Source organism: Chryseobacterium sp. IT-36CA2 (assembly GCF_949767875.1).
In the GTDB taxonomy this organism is placed as follows: domain Bacteria; phylum Bacteroidota; class Bacteroidia; order Flavobacteriales; family Weeksellaceae; genus Chryseobacterium.
Genome location: NZ_CATKPG010000011.1, coordinates 81432 through 102199, shown reverse-complemented (window position 1 = coordinate 102199; position 20768 = coordinate 81432). Strand labels below are relative to the sequence as shown.

General features: G+C 33.5%; 21 protein-coding genes. 14 read left to right on the top strand and 7 right to left on the bottom strand.

Annotated features, from left to right (window positions below; all coding sequences use genetic code 11):
* Positions 1–9: 9 nt before the first annotated feature.
* The 3 genes from ACM6F9_RS01285 to ACM6F9_RS01275 are packed head-to-tail and all read right to left on the bottom strand — an operon-like array spanning position 10 to position 2742.
* Positions 10–702, bottom strand: coding sequence for a tRNA1(Val) (adenine(37)-N6)-methyltransferase (locus tag ACM6F9_RS01285; protein WP_414844061.1), 693 nt, complete (start codon positions 700–702; stop codon positions 10–12).
* Complete coding sequence (locus ACM6F9_RS01280) at positions 702–2156, bottom strand: ATP-binding protein (protein ID WP_414844060.1); 1455 nt, start codon at positions 2154–2156, stop codon at positions 702–704. Before ACM6F9_RS01280 ends, ACM6F9_RS01285 begins: the two co-directional genes overlap by 1 nt.
* Before the next feature lies 1 nt (position 2157).
* Complete coding sequence (locus ACM6F9_RS01275; RefSeq protein WP_414844059.1) at positions 2158–2742, bottom strand: riboflavin synthase; 585 nt, start codon at positions 2740–2742, stop codon at positions 2158–2160.
* Between the two features lie 48 nt (positions 2743–2790).
* On the opposite strand from ACM6F9_RS01275, the gene pdxA reads away from it, so the two are divergent.
* From pdxA to ACM6F9_RS01205, 14 genes are all read left to right on the top strand, one after another.
* Positions 2791–3882 (top strand): 4-hydroxythreonine-4-phosphate dehydrogenase PdxA, encoded by a 1092-nt coding sequence (pdxA, locus tag ACM6F9_RS01270; protein WP_129037608.1) that lies wholly within the window; start codon positions 2791–2793, stop codon positions 3880–3882.
* A gap of 84 nt (positions 3883–3966) precedes the next feature.
* The gene (locus ACM6F9_RS01265; protein ID WP_414844058.1) at positions 3967–4497 is read left to right on the top strand and encodes a YceD family protein; all 531 of its coding nucleotides are present in this window, start codon (positions 3967–3969) and stop codon (positions 4495–4497) included.
* Positions 4498–4564: 67 nt separating this feature from the next.
* Entirely contained in the window at positions 4565–4768 is a 204-nt protein-coding gene (rpmF, locus tag ACM6F9_RS01260) for a 50S ribosomal protein L32 (protein WP_002976251.1), read from the top strand.
* Between the two features lie 127 nt (positions 4769–4895).
* Complete coding sequence (gene accB / locus ACM6F9_RS01255) at positions 4896–5378, top strand: acetyl-CoA carboxylase biotin carboxyl carrier protein (protein WP_047385964.1); 483 nt, start codon at positions 4896–4898, stop codon at positions 5376–5378.
* Between the two features lie 98 nt (positions 5379–5476).
* On the top strand, positions 5477–6832 hold the full coding sequence (accC, locus tag ACM6F9_RS01250) for an acetyl-CoA carboxylase biotin carboxylase subunit (RefSeq protein ID WP_115970525.1): 1356 nt from the start codon (positions 5477–5479) through the stop codon (positions 6830–6832).
* A 318-nt stretch (positions 6833–7150) separates the two neighbouring features.
* Positions 7151–8395, top strand: coding sequence for an ornithine--oxo-acid transaminase (gene rocD, locus ACM6F9_RS01245; RefSeq protein ID WP_414844057.1), 1245 nt, complete (start codon positions 7151–7153; stop codon positions 8393–8395).
* A gap of 6 nt (positions 8396–8401) precedes the next feature.
* Positions 8402–9184 carry a glycosyltransferase family 2 protein gene (locus tag ACM6F9_RS01240; RefSeq protein ID WP_414844056.1) on the top strand — a complete coding sequence of 261 codons (783 nt, stop codon included), beginning with the start codon at positions 8402–8404 and terminating at the stop codon, positions 9182–9184.
* A gap of 1 nt (position 9185) precedes the next feature.
* Positions 9186–9950, top strand: coding sequence for a polysaccharide deacetylase family protein (locus tag ACM6F9_RS01235; RefSeq protein ID WP_414844055.1), 765 nt, complete (start codon positions 9186–9188; stop codon positions 9948–9950).
* A gap of 54 nt (positions 9951–10004) precedes the next feature.
* On the top strand, positions 10005–10751 hold the full coding sequence (locus ACM6F9_RS01230) for a glycosyltransferase family 2 protein (protein ID WP_414844054.1): 747 nt from the start codon (positions 10005–10007) through the stop codon (positions 10749–10751).
* 4 nt (positions 10752–10755) lie between these two features.
* Positions 10756–11733 (top strand): hypothetical protein, encoded by a 978-nt coding sequence (locus ACM6F9_RS01225; protein WP_414844053.1) that lies wholly within the window; start codon positions 10756–10758, stop codon positions 11731–11733.
* Between the two features lie 21 nt (positions 11734–11754).
* Positions 11755–12747, top strand: coding sequence for a hypothetical protein (locus tag ACM6F9_RS01220; protein ID WP_414844052.1), 993 nt, complete (start codon positions 11755–11757; stop codon positions 12745–12747).
* Between the two features lies 1 nt (position 12748).
* The gene (locus ACM6F9_RS01215; protein WP_414844051.1) at positions 12749–14026 is read left to right on the top strand and encodes a glycosyltransferase; all 1278 of its coding nucleotides are present in this window, start codon (positions 12749–12751) and stop codon (positions 14024–14026) included.
* Positions 14027–15271, top strand: coding sequence for a glycosyltransferase family 4 protein (locus ACM6F9_RS01210; RefSeq protein ID WP_414844050.1), 1245 nt, complete (start codon positions 14027–14029; stop codon positions 15269–15271).
* 72 nt (positions 15272–15343) lie between these two features.
* On the top strand, positions 15344–16408 hold the full coding sequence (locus tag ACM6F9_RS01205; protein WP_414844049.1) for a glycosyltransferase family 4 protein: 1065 nt from the start codon (positions 15344–15346) through the stop codon (positions 16406–16408).
* 61 nt (positions 16409–16469) lie between these two features.
* Here the strand turns inward: ACM6F9_RS01205 and ACM6F9_RS01200 are convergent, their stop codons facing one another.
* From ACM6F9_RS01200 to ACM6F9_RS01185, 4 genes are all read right to left on the bottom strand, one after another.
* Positions 16470–17693 (bottom strand): glycosyltransferase family 4 protein, encoded by a 1224-nt coding sequence (locus ACM6F9_RS01200; protein WP_414844048.1) that lies wholly within the window; start codon positions 17691–17693, stop codon positions 16470–16472.
* A gap of 6 nt (positions 17694–17699) precedes the next feature.
* Entirely contained in the window at positions 17700–18356 is a 657-nt protein-coding gene (locus ACM6F9_RS01195; RefSeq protein ID WP_414844047.1) for a glycosyltransferase, read from the bottom strand.
* Between the two features lie 4 nt (positions 18357–18360).
* On the bottom strand, positions 18361–19158 hold the full coding sequence (locus tag ACM6F9_RS01190) for a hypothetical protein (RefSeq protein WP_414844046.1): 798 nt from the start codon (positions 19156–19158) through the stop codon (positions 18361–18363).
* 151 nt (positions 19159–19309) lie between these two features.
* Positions 19310–20698, bottom strand: coding sequence for an MAC/perforin domain-containing protein (locus ACM6F9_RS01185; RefSeq protein WP_414844045.1), 1389 nt, complete (start codon positions 20696–20698; stop codon positions 19310–19312).
* Positions 20699–20768 lie beyond the last annotated feature (70 nt).

Here is a 20768-nt window from a genome sequence, read left to right as displayed (position 1 = left end):
CTAACTTCTCTATTTAAAAACATGAAACTCTTTAGTGAGTTCAAGATATTGGTCCGAGTATTGTCTCGGGCTTTTTTCTATAATAAAATCAGATTCTTTGATTTCTTTTTCTTTTGAGGAAAACTCCAGAACTAATCTTTTAGTCTTTGAATTTTCAATTCCTTTGATATTGACTCTTCGATTTAGAAACAGATTATTTTCTGTTCCTATTGAAATAAAAATACCTCCTGCCTCAACAGGAATAATGACTGAAAAAATCCCATCTTCCGATAAAAGTTGTGATACTTTGGATATTAGCTGCATAAAGTTTAATTCCACAGTCTGGCGGGCCACCTTATCCTTCTCTGATCCTGATTCTTCAAAGTAAGGAGGATTGGAAACAATCAAGTCAAAACGCTCTTCTGTTTCGAAAGTTTTAAAATCCTGAAAAGCATTTTTAAGCCTTGCTTGAAAAGGAGAATTTTTGAAATTAAGCTGGGTGAGCACAGAAGCTTCTCCATTAATATCCAGTCCTAAAAAATGAGCCTTTGTATTTCTTTGTGCCAGCATTAAGGAAATCAATCCCGTGCCCGTACCCACTTCCAAAACATTGGAAGCGTGTTCAACATCAGCTAAAGCACCAAGCAGAACACCGTCTGTTCCTACACGAAAGACGTCTTTAGACTGCTGAATTTGAAATTGCTTAAATGTAAAAGGCTTCACTATAAATTGGTAGGCAGCGTAATTATGAATGTGGATCCCTTCCCTACTTCTGATTTTACAGAGATCTCTCCTTTATAATCCTCAATCATCTTTCTCACCATGGACAGACCAAGCCCCATTCCACTGCTTTTAGAAGTGAAATTCGGTTCAAAAATTCTTTCGTACATATTTTCAGGAATTCCGACTCCGTTGTCCTGAACAGAAATAATCACTCTTCTCTGATGCTGTTCAACATCTACGTTGATGATCAGTTTCCTTTCATCACTTTCTGCCTGTTTTGCATTGGTAACAAGATTAGTTATAATCCTGGAAAGATAAATTCTATCCATATTGATCATAATATTATTCTTATTAGCATGCATAAAGATACTGTCATCATTGAATACACGGAGAATATCTTCAACTTCTGTATTCAGATTGATTACTTCATTATTTTTTTCAGGAAGTTTCGCAAATTCCGAGAAAGCTGAAGCTACCGTTGCAATCAGGTCAATTTGATCAACGATAGTTTTACTCATCTGTTTTACTCTTTCTTTGATATTCGGATCTTCCGGATCAAATTTTCTTTCAAAATTCTGAATCGTCAGCTTCATAGGAGTCAGTGGGTTCTTCACCTCATGTGCAACTTGTTTCGCCATTTCTCTCCAGGCTTCTTCAGATGCCTTAAACCTAAGCCTCTCTTTCTGATCCTGAATCTGTAGAATCATTCTGTTATAAGCTCTTGCTAAAGCATTAAGCTCATCATTTTTATAATATCTGATAGGACGCATTTCATTTTCAAACAATGTAATACGGGTAATCATATCAGAGAATTTCGTAATAGTCTTCGCCAGACTGTTAGAAGTCACCCAGCTGATCCATACACTAAACAGAATAAGGAAAATATCAACTAAAAGAATATATTTTACATACTGGTGAAGGACATCCAGATAAGCAGATTCATTATGATATAAAGGAATATAAACAATCCCTACTGGCTCCAGCTCATTATTTTTCAACAAAAGATAGGAAGAAGTAAGCTTAGCATCTTTAGCAGTATCATATCTGACCATATCTACTCTTGCATCAGTAGCCAGAATTCTATTAACAATCTCCAAGGGAATTGTTTTCTGCTCAACCAGAGCTTCGTCTTTATTGGAGAGCAGATAATTACCTTTCAGATCATAAATAACAATATCATGTTGGTTGATATCTGCTATTTCAAAGATTTTATTGCCTAAAACATTCGGAAGATCTTTCGTTTCTACAAGAGTCTGGCTAACTGCATAATCCAGATACCGCATGACAGCATTGGTTTTCTCCTGCATGTCAATATTACTTTGCTGCATGGAATTATTCCTTAACACAAAGTACGGCACAAGTGAAGTAGCTACAACACTTAAAAAACATACCAGCAGGAAACCAAAAAAGACCCGGTTCCTTAAGCTATATCCTTTATACTTATTAATTGACATTCTACTTTTTAATTAACCTAGCAATATACTTACCAATGATATCAAATTCCAGGTTTACTTTGTCTCCAATTTTCAAATGTTTCATATTGGTAAATTCCCATGTATAAGGAATAATGGCTACAGAGAACTGCGCGTCTTCACTTTTTGCCACTGTAAGACTGATCCCGTTTACTGTGATTGAACCCCGTGGCACTGTCACAAAACTTCCGTCATTATCATATTTCATGGTAATAAAATAGCTTCCGTCTTTATTTTCAATTCCCACTACTTCACCGGTTTTATCAACATGCCCCTGAACGATATGACCATCCAGTCTTCCATCCATCTTCATGCATCGCTCAAGATTCACAACAGTACCCAATTCCCATTTTCCAAGGTTGGTTTTTTCAAGAGTTTCGTTGATCGCAGTTACCACATATTGATTGTCTTTTATTTCAACAACCGTAAGGCAGCAACCGTTATGAGCAAGGCTCTGATCAATTTTAAGCTCGTTTGTAAAAGGGCAAGTCAGGGTAAAATCTATATTGCTTCCTTTTTCTTCAATCTTCTCAATAACACCAACTGCTTCAATAATTCCTGTGAACATATTATTTTTTGCTAAATTTGTAAATTATAATCTTCAAAGATAATCAAAATGAGCCCAAAAAACCATAAAGTACGAGTAGGAATTTCAATCGGTGATTTCAATGGCATCGGCCCGGAGATCATTATGAAATCTCTGAAAGACAAAACTATTACGGATTTTTTCACTCCTGTAATTTTTGGTTCGGGAAAATTGTTCACTTATCAGAAAAATATTTTCAAGCTGAATCTTAATTTCAACTATGTTAACGAAGCTTCGCAGGCTCAGGCAGGAAAGCTTAATATGGTGAACCTTACTAAAGAAAACGTAAATGTAGAGTTGGGAGTTCCTACAGAAGAATCCACGAAAATGGCGATAGACTCCCTGGAGGCAGCTACTGAAGCTTTGATGAAAGGAGATATTGACGTTCTGGTAACAGCTCCTATCAACAAAGATGAAATGGTAAAAATGGGCTTTAAGCATGCAGGACATACAGGCTATTTTGAAGAGAAATTCAACAAAAAGGGACTGATGTTCCTTGTTACTGAAGATCTTAAAGTAGCCGTTTCTACGCATCATATCCCTATTGCACAGATTGCTGAAAATATTTCCAAGGAAAAAATAAAGAAACAGATCAGAGTATTAAACCAGACATTGATAGAAGATTTCTGTATTCAAAAACCTAAAATTGCAGTGTTGGGGTTAAATCCTCACGCAGGAGATGGCGGGGTCATCGGAAATGAAGAAATTGAAATCATCAGCCCGGCAATCAAAGAACTTTCTGATAACGGAATACTGGCATTCGGTCCTTTCCCGGCAGACAGCTTCTTCCAGCCTAGTAAATACAAAAATTTCGATGCTGTTCTAGCGATGTACCATGACCAGGGACTGGCACCTTTCAAAACGCTTGCGTATGAAGAAGGAGTAAATTATACGGCAGGACTTCCTTTTATCAGAACATCTCCGGATCATGGAGTTGCTTATGATATTGCAGGAAAAAATGTGGCGGATGAACAGAGTTTTACAGAAGCGATCTTCACAGCCATCAAAGTTTTCAAGAACAGAAGCGAATACAGCGAACTGATGAACGACCGCCTTCAGCCAAGAAAAATGGTTGTAGACAACGGAATAGATGAAGATCTACCGGAGGAAACTGAAGCATAAATCTTTAAAACAAATTTTAAATTAATTTGTTTCAGATTTTATTTGTTATTATAAAAAAAATGCATATTTTTGCACACTCATTTTATGGACAAGTTAAGAAACTATGACGTAAGCTTTTCCGGACTAAAAAACGGAAAACACGAGTTCAGGTTTGAGATAGATAATACGTTCTTTCAATTATTTGACACTGAACAGGAATTTACAAATCCTAGAATAGAAGTACACGTATCCCTGGATAAGCATACTACTTTTTTAGAATTTGAGATTAAAATTAAAGGATTGGTAGAGTTGGTTTGTGACATCACAAATGAAGATTTCGACTATCCTATTGAGAATGAAATCAAGATTTTGGTGAATTTCGGGGAAGAATATGATGACAGCAATGAAGATGTCATTACTATTCCTACCACAGAGCATGCTTTCAATGTAGCACATTTGATTTATGAAAATGTAATGCTTTCTATCCCGATGAAAAAAATCTCACCGAACGTCAATGATGAAGATCTTAAAATTCTTGACCAGTTCAGCCCAAAAGATATTGAAGAAAATGAGGAGGAAGAACATGAAAGTGATCCCCGATGGGATGCTTTAAGAAAGTTAAAAGACAATAATTAAATAGAATAATTTAAATATGATGAGATGATGAATCTCATCGCTCATCAATTAAAAAAGTTATTAGAAAATGGCACATCCAAAGAGAAGACAATCGTCCACAAGAAGAGATAAAAGAAGAACTCACTACAAAGCTGTAGTTCCTCAATTAGCTAAAGATGCAACAACAGGAGAGCTTCACCTATACCACAGAGCTCACTGGCATGAAGGAAAACTTTACTACAGAGGTAAAGTAGTATTGGAAAAAGAAGTAGCTGCTACTGAAGAAAACTAAGAGACGCTTTTCACTGAAAAAGCCTCATTTTAATACAAAAACCGCCCAATTTTGATAAAATTCGGCGGTTTTTTGTTGTTTTTTACGTTTTTTTGGTATCTTTGAACCAAAATCAAATATCAAATTTATGGACATTAAAGACATACAAAATCTTATCAAGTTTGTATCTAAAGCTGAAGTTTCAGAAGTGAAGTACAAAACTAAAGATTTCGAAATCACTATTAAAACTCCATTAGCTGGAAGCGATGCTGTTTATGCACAACCTGCAGTATACCACACTGCACCTCAAGCAGTAGCTGCTCCGGCACCTGTTGCAACTCCTGCTGCTCCTGCTGCTGAGAAAGCTGAAGCTGCATCTGATGACAGTAAATATGTAACGATCAAGTCTCCAATGATCGGTACTTTCTATAGAAAGCCATCTCCTGATAAAGATGTATTTGTAAATGTAGGTGACGAAGTTTCTGTTGGTAAAGTAGTTTGCGTTATTGAAGCGATGAAATTATTCAACCAGATTGAATCTGAAATCAGCGGAAAAATTGTTAAAATCCTAGTTGACGATGCTACTCCTGTAGAGTATGACCAACCTTTATTCTTAGTAGATCCATCTTAATTTAGAAGTTAGATGTTAGACATTAGATGTTAGATTAAATTCTACATTAAAATAACATTATCTAATTTTCAAATTATCTAATTTTCAAATTGAAGAAGATGTTCAAAAAAATATTAATAGCCAATCGTGGCGAAATTGCAATGCGTATTTTACGTACTTGTAAAGAAATGGGGATCAAAACCGTTGCAGTATACTCTACTGCTGATAAAGACAGTCTTCACGTAAGATTTGCTGATGAAGCGGTATGTATTGGCCCTGCAATGAGTAAAGACTCATATCTTAAAATCCCTAACATTATTGCGGCTGCAGAAATTACCAATGCAGATGCTATTCACCCAGGTTACGGATTCTTATCTGAAAATGCTAACTTCTCAAGAATCTGCGAAAAGAACGGTATCAAATTTATTGGTGCTTCTCCTGAACAGATCGAAAAAATGGGAGATAAAGCCAACGCTAAAGCTACCATGAAAGCTGCAGGTGTACCATGTGTACCAGGTTCTGACGGTTTGATTGAATCTTACGAACATGCTGTGAAAGTAGCTGAAGAAACAGGATATCCTGTAATGATCAAAGCTACTGCCGGTGGTGGTGGAAAAGGGATGAGAGCTGTTTGGAAAGCTGAAGACCTTAAAGATCACTGGGAATCTGCAATTCAGGAAGCTGTAGCTGCCTTTGGAAACGGAGGAATGTATATGGAAAAACTGATTGAAGAGCCTAGACACATCGAAATTCAGGTTGCTGGTGACCAATTCGGTAAAGCATGCCACCTTTCTGAAAGAGACTGTTCTGTACAGAGAAGAAATCAGAAATTGACTGAAGAAACTCCTTCTCCTTTCATGACAGATGAACTTCGCGAGAAAATGGGTGACGCTGCTGTAAAAGCTGCTGAATTCATTGGATATGAAGGGGTAGGAACTATCGAATTCCTTGTAGACAAACACAGAAATTTCTATTTCATGGAGATGAATACAAGAATCCAGGTAGAGCACCCTATTACTGAGCAGGTAATTGATTATGACCTGATCAGAGAACAAATTCTTCTTGCTGCAGGAACTCCTATCTCAGGAATCAACTATTACCCGAAATTACACTCCATCGAGTGTAGAATCAACGCAGAAGATCCTTACGCAGACTTTAGACCATCTCCGGGAAAAATCACAGGATTAAACATCCCTGGCGGACACGGAATCAGAGTAGATACTCACGTTTATTCCGGATATTCTATTCCTTCTAACTACGACTCTATGATTGCTAAGCTTATCACTACGGCTCAGACCCGTGAAGAAGCTATTGCTAAAATGAGACGTGCCCTTGAGGAATTCTATATTGAAGGAGTAAAAACTACCATTCCTTTCCACAGACAACTGATGGATAATGAAGATTATCTTGCAGGAAACTATACTACAAAATTCATGGAGGATTTTGTAATGGATAGAAAATATGATAATCACTAAGATTATTTAAAAATATACTATGGAACTGCCTCTTTTTGAGGCAGTTTTTATTTTTGATCACTAATACAGAATCTGCTCAAACTAAATATTATAAAGATAACTGGAACTTTCATTAATAAAAATTAATCAAGAAGCAGAAAATAAAAAACCTGCAATAAGAAAGATATAATACCTAAAAACTATCTGTCAACAAAGAAAATATTTTCTAATACGACATTATTACACCCAAAATCTACTCCAATTATATCCCAAAACCATACTGCGCATTTGTTCATCCATATCATTAATATTGTGTAATTTTGTTGAAAACCAAAATATATGTCAACAGCAGAACAAACAAAAAACTCACAGTATTTTATTGACCTTGAAGACAAACACGGAGCACATAATTATCACCCCCTTCCAGTAGTTCTGGATCGTGGAGAAGGGGTCTTCGTTTGGGATGTAGAGGGCAAAAGATATTATGACTTTCTTTCAGCATATTCTGCAGTGAATCAGGGGCATTCTCACCCTAAAATTGTAAATGCATTGGTAGAGCAGGCAAAAAAACTGGCTTTAACTTCAAGAGCATTCTACAATTCTAAATTAGGAGAATACGAACAGAAAATAACTACTCTCTTCGGGTTTGATAAAGTTTTACCCATGAACTCCGGAGCTGAAGCTGTGGAAACAGCAGTAAAACTTGCCAGAAAATGGAGCTATGAAGTAAAAGGAATTTCGGAAAACGCAGCAAAAATAATCGTCTGCGAAAATAACTTCCATGGAAGAACAACAACTATCGTTTCTTTCTCTAATGATCCTGATGCTAACCAAAATTATGGCCCTTTTACACCAGGATTTATCAAAATTCCTTACAACGATATTGCAGCCCTGGAAGAAGTTCTTAGCAGAGAAGCGGAAAATATTGCAGCATTCCTTGTAGAACCTATTCAGGGAGAAGCAGGAGTATATGTTCCGGATGAAAACTTCCTTAAAAATGCTTCTGAACTATGTAAAAAATTCAATGTTCTTTTTATTGCAGATGAAGTTCAAACCGGTATCGCAAGAACAGGAAAACTAATCGCTTGTCATCATGAAGATGTACAGCCGGATATCCTAATTTTAGGAAAAGCACTTTCAGGAGGAATGTACCCTGTATCAGCTGTTTTAGCAAATGATAACATCATGAATGTCATTAAGCCCGGGCAGCACGGTTCTACATTCGGAGGAAATCCGATTGCTTGCGCAGTAGCTATAGCTGCATTGGATGTGGTAGCAGACGAAAAGCTATCTGAAAGAGCTGAAGAATTGGGACAGCTTTTTAGAGCTGAAATTGACAAGTTAATCGAAAAGACTGACCTTATTACCAAAGTAAGAGGAAAAGGACTTTTAAATGCTATTCTGATCAATGATACCCCTGACAGTTCCACTGCATGGAATCTTTGCTTACAACTAAAAGAAAACGGATTACTTGCAAAACCTACTCATGGTAACATTATCAGGTTGGCACCACCTTTGATAATTACTGAAGAGCAATTGTTGGATTGCGTCAGAATTATTGAGAAAACCATATTAGAATTTTAAATATAAATGCCAATTTCCCTTGCAATCATCACTTATAATGAAGAAGAGAATATCGTAAGACTTTTAAATTCTCTTGCAGATACAGCAGATGAAGTTATTATTGTTGATAGCTTTTCTACAGATAAAACCAAAGAGATTTGCACTCAGAAATATCCTCAGGTAAAATTCTTTGAGAAAAAATTTAATGGGTATGGTGAACAAAAAAACCATGCCCTTAATTTATGCTCTCATGAATGGGTTCTGTTTCTGGATGCTGATGAGGTTCCTGATGAAGAAATGAAAAAATCCATAAAAAAGATCGTTTCTTCAGAAAGCACGGAATTCAATGTTTATATGGCCAAATTCAATAACCATCTTGGGATGCACCTGATCAAATACGGAGGATGGGGAAATGTATACCGTGACAGGCTTTTCAGAAAGAAATACGCCCGATATTCTGATGATAAGGTACACGAATTTTTGATTACCGATCAGAAATCCGGACTTATAGAAGGAAAGCTAAATCATTACACTTACAAAAGTATTCATCATCACGTCACAAAAATCAATAAATATTCTGATATGATGGCGGAAAAAATGTTTGAAAGAGGAAAAAGAATCAATAGATTCAAAATCATTGTAAGTCCTATCTTTGAATTTATCAAAGTATTTATTTTCAAACGAGGCTTTTTGGATGGATTTCCTGGATTTTATATTGCCAAAACGATGTCTTATTACACTTTTTTGAAATACATTAAATTACGTGAAAAAATAAAGTTGTATGAAAGTGAACAAAATACAGTAAAGTAGTATGATTCTGTATATTACTTCTGTTTTACTTTCGGTATTTATCGTCGTCTATTTCCGTCTGTATCTCTTTGCTTTTCCGCACAACAGATTGGTCATTCTTATGTACCATCAGGTTGAAAAGGAAAGTCATGAAGATCTTACCGTCAGTTTAAAAAACATTGAACAACAGTTTTCATATCTAAACCGCAAGAAATACACCTCCCATTTTTTTTCAGAACTTCATATTTCAACGAAAAAAAATATTATCATTACCTTTGATGACGGATATAAAAATAATCTTGAATATCTGCCTTCTCTATTGAAGAAATACAATCTGAAGGCTACCATTTTTATTCCAACAGGATTCATAGAAAATGGGTATAAAAATTACCCTATGATGACTTTTGATGAGATCCGAAATCTGGATAAAAAATATTTTGAGATTGCTCTTCACACTCATACCCATGAAAACCTCAAAAACAGATCTTTTGATCTTATAGAAAAAGATCTAGAAAAGAATATGCAAATTCTCGATGCCCATAGCATAGCATATTCAAAGGTTTTAGCATATCCATATGGTAAATACCCGAATAAAGAAGAGGAAAAAACTGCATTTTTTTCTATTTTAAAAAAAATAGGAATTGATTTTGCAGTAAGAATTGGAAATAGAGTTAATTACTATCCAACCCAGCATCCATACGAACTATGCAGAGTTGATATAAAAGGCAAAGATTCGATAATAAAGTTCAAATTAAAACTTATCTTTGGCAGATTAAAACTATTTTAAAAAACAATTTTAAGGAGGCGTTTTACGTACTTCCTTATCTAATAACCCGTTGTGATGAATATAAGTGGTTTAATCATAACATATAACGAAGAAAAAAACATACAGGAAGTACTGGAGTCTTTTGATTTCTGTGATGAAATAATAGTAGTAGACTCTTTTAGTACAGATAAAACTGTAGAAATTGCAAAAGAATTCCCTAATGTAAAGGTGATTCAGAATAAATTTGAAGATTTTACAAAGCAAAGAAATTTGGCTCTGGATGCTGCAAAAAATGACTGGGTTTTATTTTTGGATGGTGATGAAAGAATTACTCCGGCTCTGAAACAGGAAATCATTGATGAGCTGAATAAACCAAGGCAAAAAGATGCCTACTATTTTTACAGGAAGTTCTTTTTTGCCCAGAAACCAATTCACTTTTCAGGAACACAATCTGATAAAAACTTCAGACTGTTCAGAAAATCAAAGGCCAGATACATGGCTGATAAAAAAGTACATGAAACTCTGGAAGTAGACGGAAGCATTGGGATCTTAAAAAATAAATTACTACATTACTCCGTTTCAGACTATGAATCATATAGAGAAAAGATGATTCATTACGGAGTTTTAAAGGGGAAAGAACTGGCTGCAAAAGGGAAAAAGTACAGTGTTTTAGTTCAATATCTTAAAACAGCTTTTAAATTCTTTAAAGCCTACATAATGAAACTGGGGATTTTAGACGGAAAAGAAGGGTATCAATTATCTTACCTACAATCTTTAAGCGTTTTTGAGACCTATGAATCATTAAAAAAAGAGCAAAATTAGTTGAATGAAGATTTGTATCATTAGTTATGATTTTTGGGATTATGATAAGTATATTGTTGAAACATTATGCAAAAGAGGTATTGATGCTCATCATATAAAGATCAGTACCGTTACTCATTCCAACTTCAATGAAAGAGCTGTAAATGCTTTAAGCAAAACTTTTTTAAATAAAAATCTTAAGACTGAAAAAAGACAAAAGTATGTTCTTGATTCCCTGGAAAAACTAGGACATCAGGATCAGATACTGGTGATGAATCCAGATACATTTGATCTTTCTACTCTAAAAAAAATCCGGAAATATACAGACCGTCTGGTTACTTATCTTTATGACAATCTTGAAAGGGTTCCTGTAGAAGATAAACTGTACCTTTTTGACAAAGTATTTTCCTTTGATCACATAGATGTCAAAAAGCACGGATTTGAAAAATTAACGAATTACATTTATCTGCCTCACTGCGTAAAAGAAAACCAGCATCCGGAAATGGATCTTTTCTATATTACATCATATGATAACAGAAGGGTTTCGCTGATTAAATTACTGGCCAAAAAACTGATTGAACAGGGACTCAAATTCCAGATTATGATTATTGGTAAAAAATCCTGGAAACATCAGCTGACAAATATGTTCATAACGGTGCCTAAAAATCTTTTTCTGATTTTCAGCATCAAAAAGATTCCTCATAATGACCTTCCTAAATACTATAAAAATTCAAGGGTTTTATTGGATCTTATGCGTGAAGGCCAATATGGGCTTAGTTTCAGGGTATTTGAAGCCATGTCTCTGGAGAAGAAAATCATTACTGATAATGAAGCCATTAAAACCTATGATTTTTACAATCCCAATAATATTTTGATTTTAAACAAAAATATTAGTAATCTTGACAAATCTTTCTTTGAAACGCCTTATGAAAAAATTCCGGAGGAAATCTATGCACGATACACTCTGGATAGTTGGGTAAAGAGAGTTTTTCAATTATCTTAAATATATCGTGAACTAAAAATCATGCTTACATATACAGATCAATCTAAAATCATCATATTTTGTCCTCCAAATAGTGTTACAGGAGGTCCCGAAGCATTGCACCAACTTGCTGACAAGCTATTTCACTTAGGAATTAAAAATGTTTTTATGCATTATATTCCTCAGAGAAAAAATGCAAAACCTGTCAATTATAATGTTTATACTACAAAAGAAATTGAAATTGTAGAAGATAGGCCTGAAAATATTCTGATTATTCCGGAATCCATGACTTTCTTAGTGAAAAAATATAATGAGAGTCAAAAAGTAATTTGGTGGTTAAGTGTAGATTTTTATAAAATCTTAATGGATCATAGGATACGAAGACAAAGTTTCTTTAGCAAATTATTTTATAAGCAAAACGATAAAGAATATCATTTTGAACATTTGCCAAAAGTATATCAATGGGCTCAGTCTTACAGGTCTTCAATTTACCTAAAAGATCATGGAATTCCTGCTGATCAAATAGATTTTGTTTGTGATTATATTAATCCTAGCTTTTTAAAAAATACAACTCGAATCGAAAAAGATATTTCCAACAAAACTATTTTATACAATCCTAGAAAAGGAAAAAAAGAAGTTGCTGCATTAATCAAAAAATCCCCTGATTTACAATGGATTCCTGTACAAAATATGAATGCAGATCAAATTAAAGATTTGATGGCAAAATCACTATTATATGTTGATTTTGGTGAAAATCCGGGAAGAGATAAAATGTTGAGAGAATCAGTATCTCAGAATTGCTGTATTATTTCCGGAAGAAACGGATCTTCTGCTTTTTATGAAGATCTGATGATTCCCGATGAATACAAATTCAATTTTAGTGAAGATAAAATTTCTGAAATTATTGCAAAAATAAAAGATGTTTTAGAGAATTATCCTAAACATATTTCTAACTTTGAGGAGTATACAAAAATTGTTTTAAACGAGGAGATCTTATTTGAAAAGAAATTAAAAGAAATTTTTGCAATAGTATAATATGAAAGAGAATAAAGAAATTTTCGGAGTTAATATGTCTGGGTTTTTCAATGCTGAAATTGGTTTCGGAGAAGCAATTAGAAATAATCTAAAAGCTTTGAAAACGGTTAATATACCTGCAAAACCAATTAATTTCAACATGAATCTTCGCCATAGGTTGAATGACACCTCGGTAAGCTATGATGATAATATCAATAATTATCCTGTAAATATTATTCATGTCAATATGGATACGATTGGAAGTTTTTTACAAGAAAAATCTTCTGAATTTTTTAAAGATAAATATAATATTGGTTATTGGGCATGGGAATTAGAGGAGTTTCCAGACGTTTATACAGAATATTTTAAATATTATGATGAAATCTGGACATGTTCCAAATATTGTTTAGATTCTATTTCTTTAAAATCTACAGTTCCTGTAATAAATATACCACATCCTATTAATATTGAGACTGAAGAAATTATCCCGGATTTTGAAACAGAAATGCAAGAAAACTGTTATAATTTCTTGTTTGTTTTCGATTATAATAGTCTGATTGAACGTAAAAATACATTAGGGTTAATTGAGGCTTACGAAAAAGCTTTTGGTAAAAACAATGAAAAAGTAAAGCTTATACTAAAAACCTCCATTCCGAATCATCATCCAAAATCTAAAGAAAAAGTTTTAGCAAAAATTGGTGATAACAAAAGTATTATCTATAAAGAAGAAATGCTAAGAAGAGGAGAATTACTGGCTTTAATGAACAAGGCAGATTGCTATATCTCTTTACATCGTTCTGAAGGTTTTGGACTTACTATGGCGGAAGCGATGGCTCTAGGAAAACCAGTAATAGCAACAGGATATTCCGGAAATTTGGATTACATGAATATTAGCAATTCTTTTCTTGTTAAGTATAAAATAATAAAACAAGAAGATGATTTGGGAGTCTTACCTAAAGACAATTTTTGGTCAGAACCTGATACGGATCATGCTGCAGAAATGATGAAATTTGTATTTGAAAACCAAGGGTATGCTATTGAGATAGGAAAACGAGCAAAACAAGATATTGAAAATTATTTTTCCTTAGCTGCAATTGGGGCTAAAATGAAAAAAAGATTGGATATAATTGAAAATATAATTTTACCCGAAAGAGACGATACACATGTGAGAGATAATCTAGTAAAATTAATGAGCGAAAAAATGCTTCTTGAAAAAAAAGTACTTTATTTAGAAAAAGGACTTTATAATAAAGTAAGAAAACAAGTGAATACTTTATTAAAAAAAATAAAGGGAAGATAGATGAAAAAAATCGCAATAGTTGTACAGAGATATGGATTAGAAATAAATGGCGGCGCAGAACTTCACGCACGTTTACTTGCAGAAAAACTAAGCTTAATTTATAATGTAGAAATTATTACAACTTGTGCAATAGAAAATCAATACTGGGATAATCATTATCCTGCAGGAATTGAAATCATCAATAATATTAAGGTAAGAAGATTTAAGACTTTAAAGAAAGATCTGAAAAAATTTAATAAGCTCAGTAAAGTAGTTTACAGCCTATATAAGTATTATAGCAGAAATCTAAGTTTTTTCAATTTTCCTTATTTGCTTTATAAAAGACTTAAATACAATAAAAAAGCTTTTAATTTCAATGAATGGCTAGAAGTACAGGGGCCATTTTCCAGTGATTTAATTGATTTTATAAAAGAAAAAAAAGAAGATTATAAGGCTTTTATTTTCTTTACTTATCTATATCATCCTACCAATATTGGGGTGAGAGAAGTCGCTGAAAAAAGCATTCTCATTCCAACCGCCCATGATGAACCTCAATTTTATCTTGATGGATATTCACAATTGTTTTCTCTACCAAAGTTTATTATATATAATACACAAATTGAAAAAGATTTTGTGGAGAATATTTATCCGCAGGCACAAAAGCTGAAATCAGAAATTGCAGGAATTGGGTTTGACGATTATGATGCTACATCAAGTGATTTGCCCCAAGATCTTTATCAAAGCAAATATTTTATCTATATAGGAAGAATCATTGAAGACAAAGGCTGTATCATGATGATTGAATATTTTAAAGATTTCAAAAAAACACATCCTGAATACCGAGATATAAAATTAGTTCTGGTAGGTAAAAATTCTCTTGATGAAAAAATAATCCAAGGAGATGATATTATCCTAACAGGATTTGTAGACCACAAGCTTAAAAATGCTTTACTGGTGAATGCAAGTGCGCTCATCATGCCTTCATTCTATGAAAGCCTCTCATTAATTACATTGGAAGCTATGTTACTGAAAATTCCTATCATTGTAAATAAAAACTGTGAAGTTTTATATTCGCATGTTGAAAAAAGCGAAACCGGGAAAAGTTTTACAAAAAGCACTGAATTTTCTCAGGCTCTGGTTTTTTACTTACAACAAACGCAGAAAGAGCTTGTTTTAGAAGGGAATAAAGCAACAAATTATGTATTGAAAAACTATTCATGGGATGTTATTATCAACAAATTTAATTCAGCCATCAAATCTTTATAAATGACAAAAATTCTATTTTTTTTTCCAGAAAATCCTTTTTCAAACTGGGCAGGAAATACCACCAGAGCAAAAATGACTCTTACTATTTTAAAAAAAATGGGTTATGATATTGATTTGGTAGGATCTGCTGAGATTTATAGGTGGCAAAACGACACAACGGAAATTGATAAAAATATTGTTGACAATCTGTTTTTGATCAAACAAAACCCACCAAAAATAAAGACTTCATTAGATTATTGGAAACACAAAATATCAAAATTTTACCAAAAACCTAATGAATATAATCACCTGCTAACAGATTTTGCGAAGAAAGAGTTTCAAAATATTTTCAATAAGACTAAATATGATGTGATAATCATCAATTATGAATTTTGGACGGGATTAGTTGATAATGGGTCTATGAAAAACACTTTAAAAATTATAGATACACATGATTGGATTACACTCAATGAATTTTACAAAAACGAATCATTAGATATCGGAAAGCGCTTCAATGAGGAACTAAGCAACCTTTCAAAGTTTGATAAAGTGATTACTATATCCGAAGATGAGCATCTTGTTTTTAAAAGATTTTTAGGGGAAAAGGTAATAAATATTCCTCCTTCATTCACTCCTCATTTCGAAAAAAATACTCCTGATAAAAAGTATGATTTAATTTTTGTGGGGTCTGAAAATATTTTCAATGTACAATCAATGCAATGGTTCTTTGACAATGTGCATCCTTTACTTCCCTCAAACATCAATATTATCGTAATTGGTAAGATAAGCAAGCATATTGAAGAAAGAAAAGGAGTTAAATTAGTAGAATTTACAGAAAGCTTAGAGGAATACTATCACCAATCAAAAATTGCAATTTGTCCAATGCTGGAAGGTACTGGTATCAAAATAAAAGTAATAGAAGCATTATCTTATGGGCTTCCAATTGTAGGAACAGAAAGAGCTATTGACGGCTTCCCTTCGAAAACTTCAAATGGCTGCTTGGTAAGTGATAACCCCGAAATTTTTAAAGATCAAATAATATCTTTGCTACAAGATAAATCTTATTATCTGGATATGAAAAAACAGGCTGAGGAGTATTTTAGAAATAATTTCTCTTCAGAAAAAGTAATAGAAAAATGGCAAAGTATTTTACAGTAATGGATGATTTAGCAATTATTATATTGAATTATAATTCTTTTGATTTAGTTATAACCAGCCATCAATGATCACTAATCTTTTGGTAGATCGAAACGAGTTCATCTGCACTTTTTTCCCAGGAAAACAGCTTGGAGCGCTCCAATCCTTTTTTCGCATATTCTTTTCTCAAATCTTCATTTACATATAAATTCAGCATTGTTTGAGATAGTGATTCATCATCATCTGGGCTTAACATAATCCCAGCGTTTCCAACAACTTCCGGCAAAGATGATGTATTAGATGTTACCGTTGCCACTCCACACTGCATAGCTTCTAAAGGGGGCAACCCAAAGCCTTCGTAAAAAGACATGTAGTAAAAAGAATGAGCATGGCTGTACAAACTGGCAAGATCTTCATCCGGTACCCTTCCCGTGATTATAATTTTACCTTTTAATTCCTGAGCATTATTGTACTCATCAAAAATTTTATCATAATCCCATCCTTTTGCACCTACTAATACTAACCCTAAGTCATCAATGTCATTTTCTTTAATTACCCTAATAAAATTACGGATTACAAAATCTACATTTTTACGTGGCTCTAGTGTGCCTACACTTAAAAAATATTTTTCCGGAAGGTTATATTTTTCTTTTATTGAGCTAAATTTCTCAACATCGTTACACTCATAAAAAAGGGATTCTGATGCAGCCAGTAAATTAACAAAGACATGTTCAGGATTGAGATGAGGAGCATAATTGAGTAAATCTTTTTTTGTGTTTTCCGAGACACAGACAGCATATCCATCTTCTCCTATACTTTTTATAATATTCTCTATAAACGTTGCATTAAAATGCAGATCCGGGAACAAAATAGGTATTAAATCATGAATAGTAATCACTTTTTTTAAATTTCCATACTTCCTTATATCATTATTGATAGGATAATAGAATGAATGAAAAATTTTAGCTTTTCCAAGAACTTCTTCAAAATGGACATTCTTATAATTATAAATTCCTATTTTATTATAAAAATAGCGGAAAAGCTTTTCTTTTCTGAAGGGTAAGAATGTTCTCCTATGTCTTTTATTGGTTTCTTTTATTGATATTGAATTCTCAGAAAAAAAATCATTTACTTCTTTCGTAGATGTTTCGTTGTGGAGTACGCTCAGATGGGAATAAAATGTTTCAATAGCATTATTCTTACTTAATTCCCGAAAGAACGCCAGAGTAACCCTGAAAATTCCGGTCCTGTTATCCTTATAGAAATCTGCTATAACATCTGCATCTAAAATTACTTTTATACTCATAAAATATTATACAATGGTGTCGTAAAAAGAGTTTTGTTGTTCCTGCCTCTTAATCTCTTTAATATGGAGCAGGCACATGGAATAATCAGAAACCGGAAGGCTTGCAATCTTTTTATAATTGCAAAGCTTTTCATGCACCCTATTTTTCCATTTGATGCCTCCGTTGAGTTTAAAAATACGATGCTGACAATCCGGGAAATTAATATATCCTTTATCATTTACCTGCCAATTCCAGCGTTTTATATGTTCATCTGTAATTCCATTTACAATATTGATTCTGGGAACCATGAAAACATCTATTTTTCTTTTTTTAAATAGATAAGGTTTTATCTCTTCTATTAGGGAAGGCTCTGGTATCTCATCCGCATCAATTTGGAATAAATAGTCTTTACACGCAACTTTTATCAGATTATTTTTAAATGTTGCAAAATCTCCGTCCAGATGTGCTTCAATTCTTTTAATTTTGTTGCCATATGTATCCAGAATATCTGCAACTTCTTGATTCTTATGGGTAATATCCTGTAGCACGATAACCTCATCATTTTTATTTATGGAAGGGAGTAAAGCATTCAAAAGTCGGGCAATTTCATCCGCTTCATTGTTCACTGTTATACCGTAAGAAATGCTTACGAATCTTTTTAAAATTCTTCTAATGACTTTCATAGAGCTAATTATAAATTATCGGGTAGTTACCTGCAAAGTGAACAAAATAATTTTCTACAATAATATTTTTTATAAATCTTTTGTATCTTTTTGTTGGGAGCATGCAATATCCACTCTTTTTATAGAAATATTTTTTTATAAATCTTGGAGTATTTCTCTCCTCAACCTCAACCTGATTACCCTCATTGGTTCCCTTTATTTTATACATAACCTGAACATTAAATTCAGGAGGCAACGCTTCAAACCATCCGTTGACCTGAGAAATATAAGCAAAAGGAGTTTCTTCAAAACTATTTAATTCTCCCTGATTATGTTCAGAAAAATAATACTCTTTGAAGGTATCAGCTATTTTCTGTGGGCGAAAAATAAACACCCCTCCGTTAATACTTCCCTCTAATAAAGGATGAGCATCAAAATGCCTATCTGTGAAATAGATTTCAGACGTTTCTTCTAGTATTCTTGGAATATGTTCCCATGTTTTATTAAACTCTTCTGTTCCTCTGGGATCAAGAATTGCGCCAAAAAACTTGTTATCAGGAAGATATTCAAATACAGATGGGGCTTTTTCTGAGATCGCGATGTCGAGGTCAAGAAACAAAACGATATCATATTGCGTTGTTTGGGATGGTATCAGTAATTTTTGGGATAATAAAGGGCGATAAAAAGTTTCATCCAGAGGTTTGTCAAGAATGATCAAATCTGCTCCACACTTTTGTGCATACTTCTCAAACTGAACCTTACTCTTATTAAATATTCTCTGATATTTTTCTCCAACTATAAAAAGGCAGATCGCTTTTTTCATTGATAGGCTAAATTTATAAGCTACAAAAATACATTTTTAATGATAAGAGAATCGAAAATATATTTACAAACAGTAAATCTGCTTCTTTATATTAAAAAACCGCCTCAAAACTGAGACGGCTTCTTTGCTGTAAAATATTAATATTTTTTAATTAATAGGCATAGAATTCAATTCCTTCAGCCACATAACCTGATGGCCTTACACTGGATCTTGAATAATAATGATCTTTACCATTCCAATATCTGTAGATTGGAACTGTATTAGGCTGTTGTGTTGCAAAAGCATTAAACTCTATTCCTTCGTCAACATATCCCTGATAATATCCCGGAGTTTTTGTATAATAATGATCTTTACCGTTATAATATCTGTAAATAGGGATCGTATTTGGTGCTTTATATAAGAATGCATTGAATTCAGTTCCCTCATAAGAATATCCGCTGTAGCTTCCCGGAGTTTTGGTATAATAATGATCTACTCCGTTATAATATCTGTAAACCGGAATTGTGTTGAATTCCATATACACTTTATTATCGATCAAATATTGATCTACGTATGCTTTAAGCTGAGCTTTTTTAGCAGCATCTTTCACTAAGTCATAGATGATAACCAATCCGTTGCTTCCAAAATCTACCAACACAGAATTGCTCGTACTAGAACTGTTCTGCCAGTTAGAAATATTAATTTTAGGATTTGAAGTATCAAGATTCAGTTCTCCCAACAAACCTTTTGAAGGGTCTCCTCCTCTTGTTTTAAATGATAACTTCTTAGAATAGTTCATAGATGATTCTGACGTGTTCACATCGTTTGTTACATCTACATCAAAAATGTCTTTCATTCCCACTTTTACTCCAATTCTTGCTGCACGGTCACGGCTTTGGCTTCTTGTTTCTGCCTGGAATAAAACATCAAGCTTTGCTCCTGTATAGATGTCAAGCGTTACGTGAGTTCCATAGTCCTGTACAATCTGTTGTGGCGTTTTTGTCTGTAAATCCTGAACAAATTCCGGAGTCAGATAGTCTCCTAACATATCTGTAGTAGCATTGAATCTTACTCTTTTTTGCTTAATAGTAAGGTTATAGCTTCCATAAATATATTTCCCTTCAAATTTATTGTTGGTAGTAACGGCAGAATTAAATCCTACAGAAAGTGTTTTTTTGAATAATGGAATACCAGCAGTAGCATTCACTTTAGTAGAAACCATTTTAGAATAGGATTCAGCATTTTCACCATACTCTTCAGTGTATTCCTGTGAGAATGTGTTTTCGCTGATTAGTCTGTTGGTCTGTTCTGCTTTAAAACGATCAATATCGATCACTTTAAAACCGGCTGCTGTTGCATTGGCATATTCACCGGCAACATTATAACCGTGTCCCAGAACATCGTAAATTCCGTCCCCTGCAAATTTGGACGCAGCCAATCGGTTATTAGCCTTTGCTGCCGGGCTTTCAGGTGTTACCTCACTGTTTAGTTCTTCTGTAGAACAAGAACTCATAAAAAGCATCAGCAAAGAGCTGAAGCAAAATACAATTTGTTTTTTCATGATTATTTAATAAGTTTCCGCAAATATAATATTCAACAGCGAGTGAAAAAATAATTACACAATGATTTAT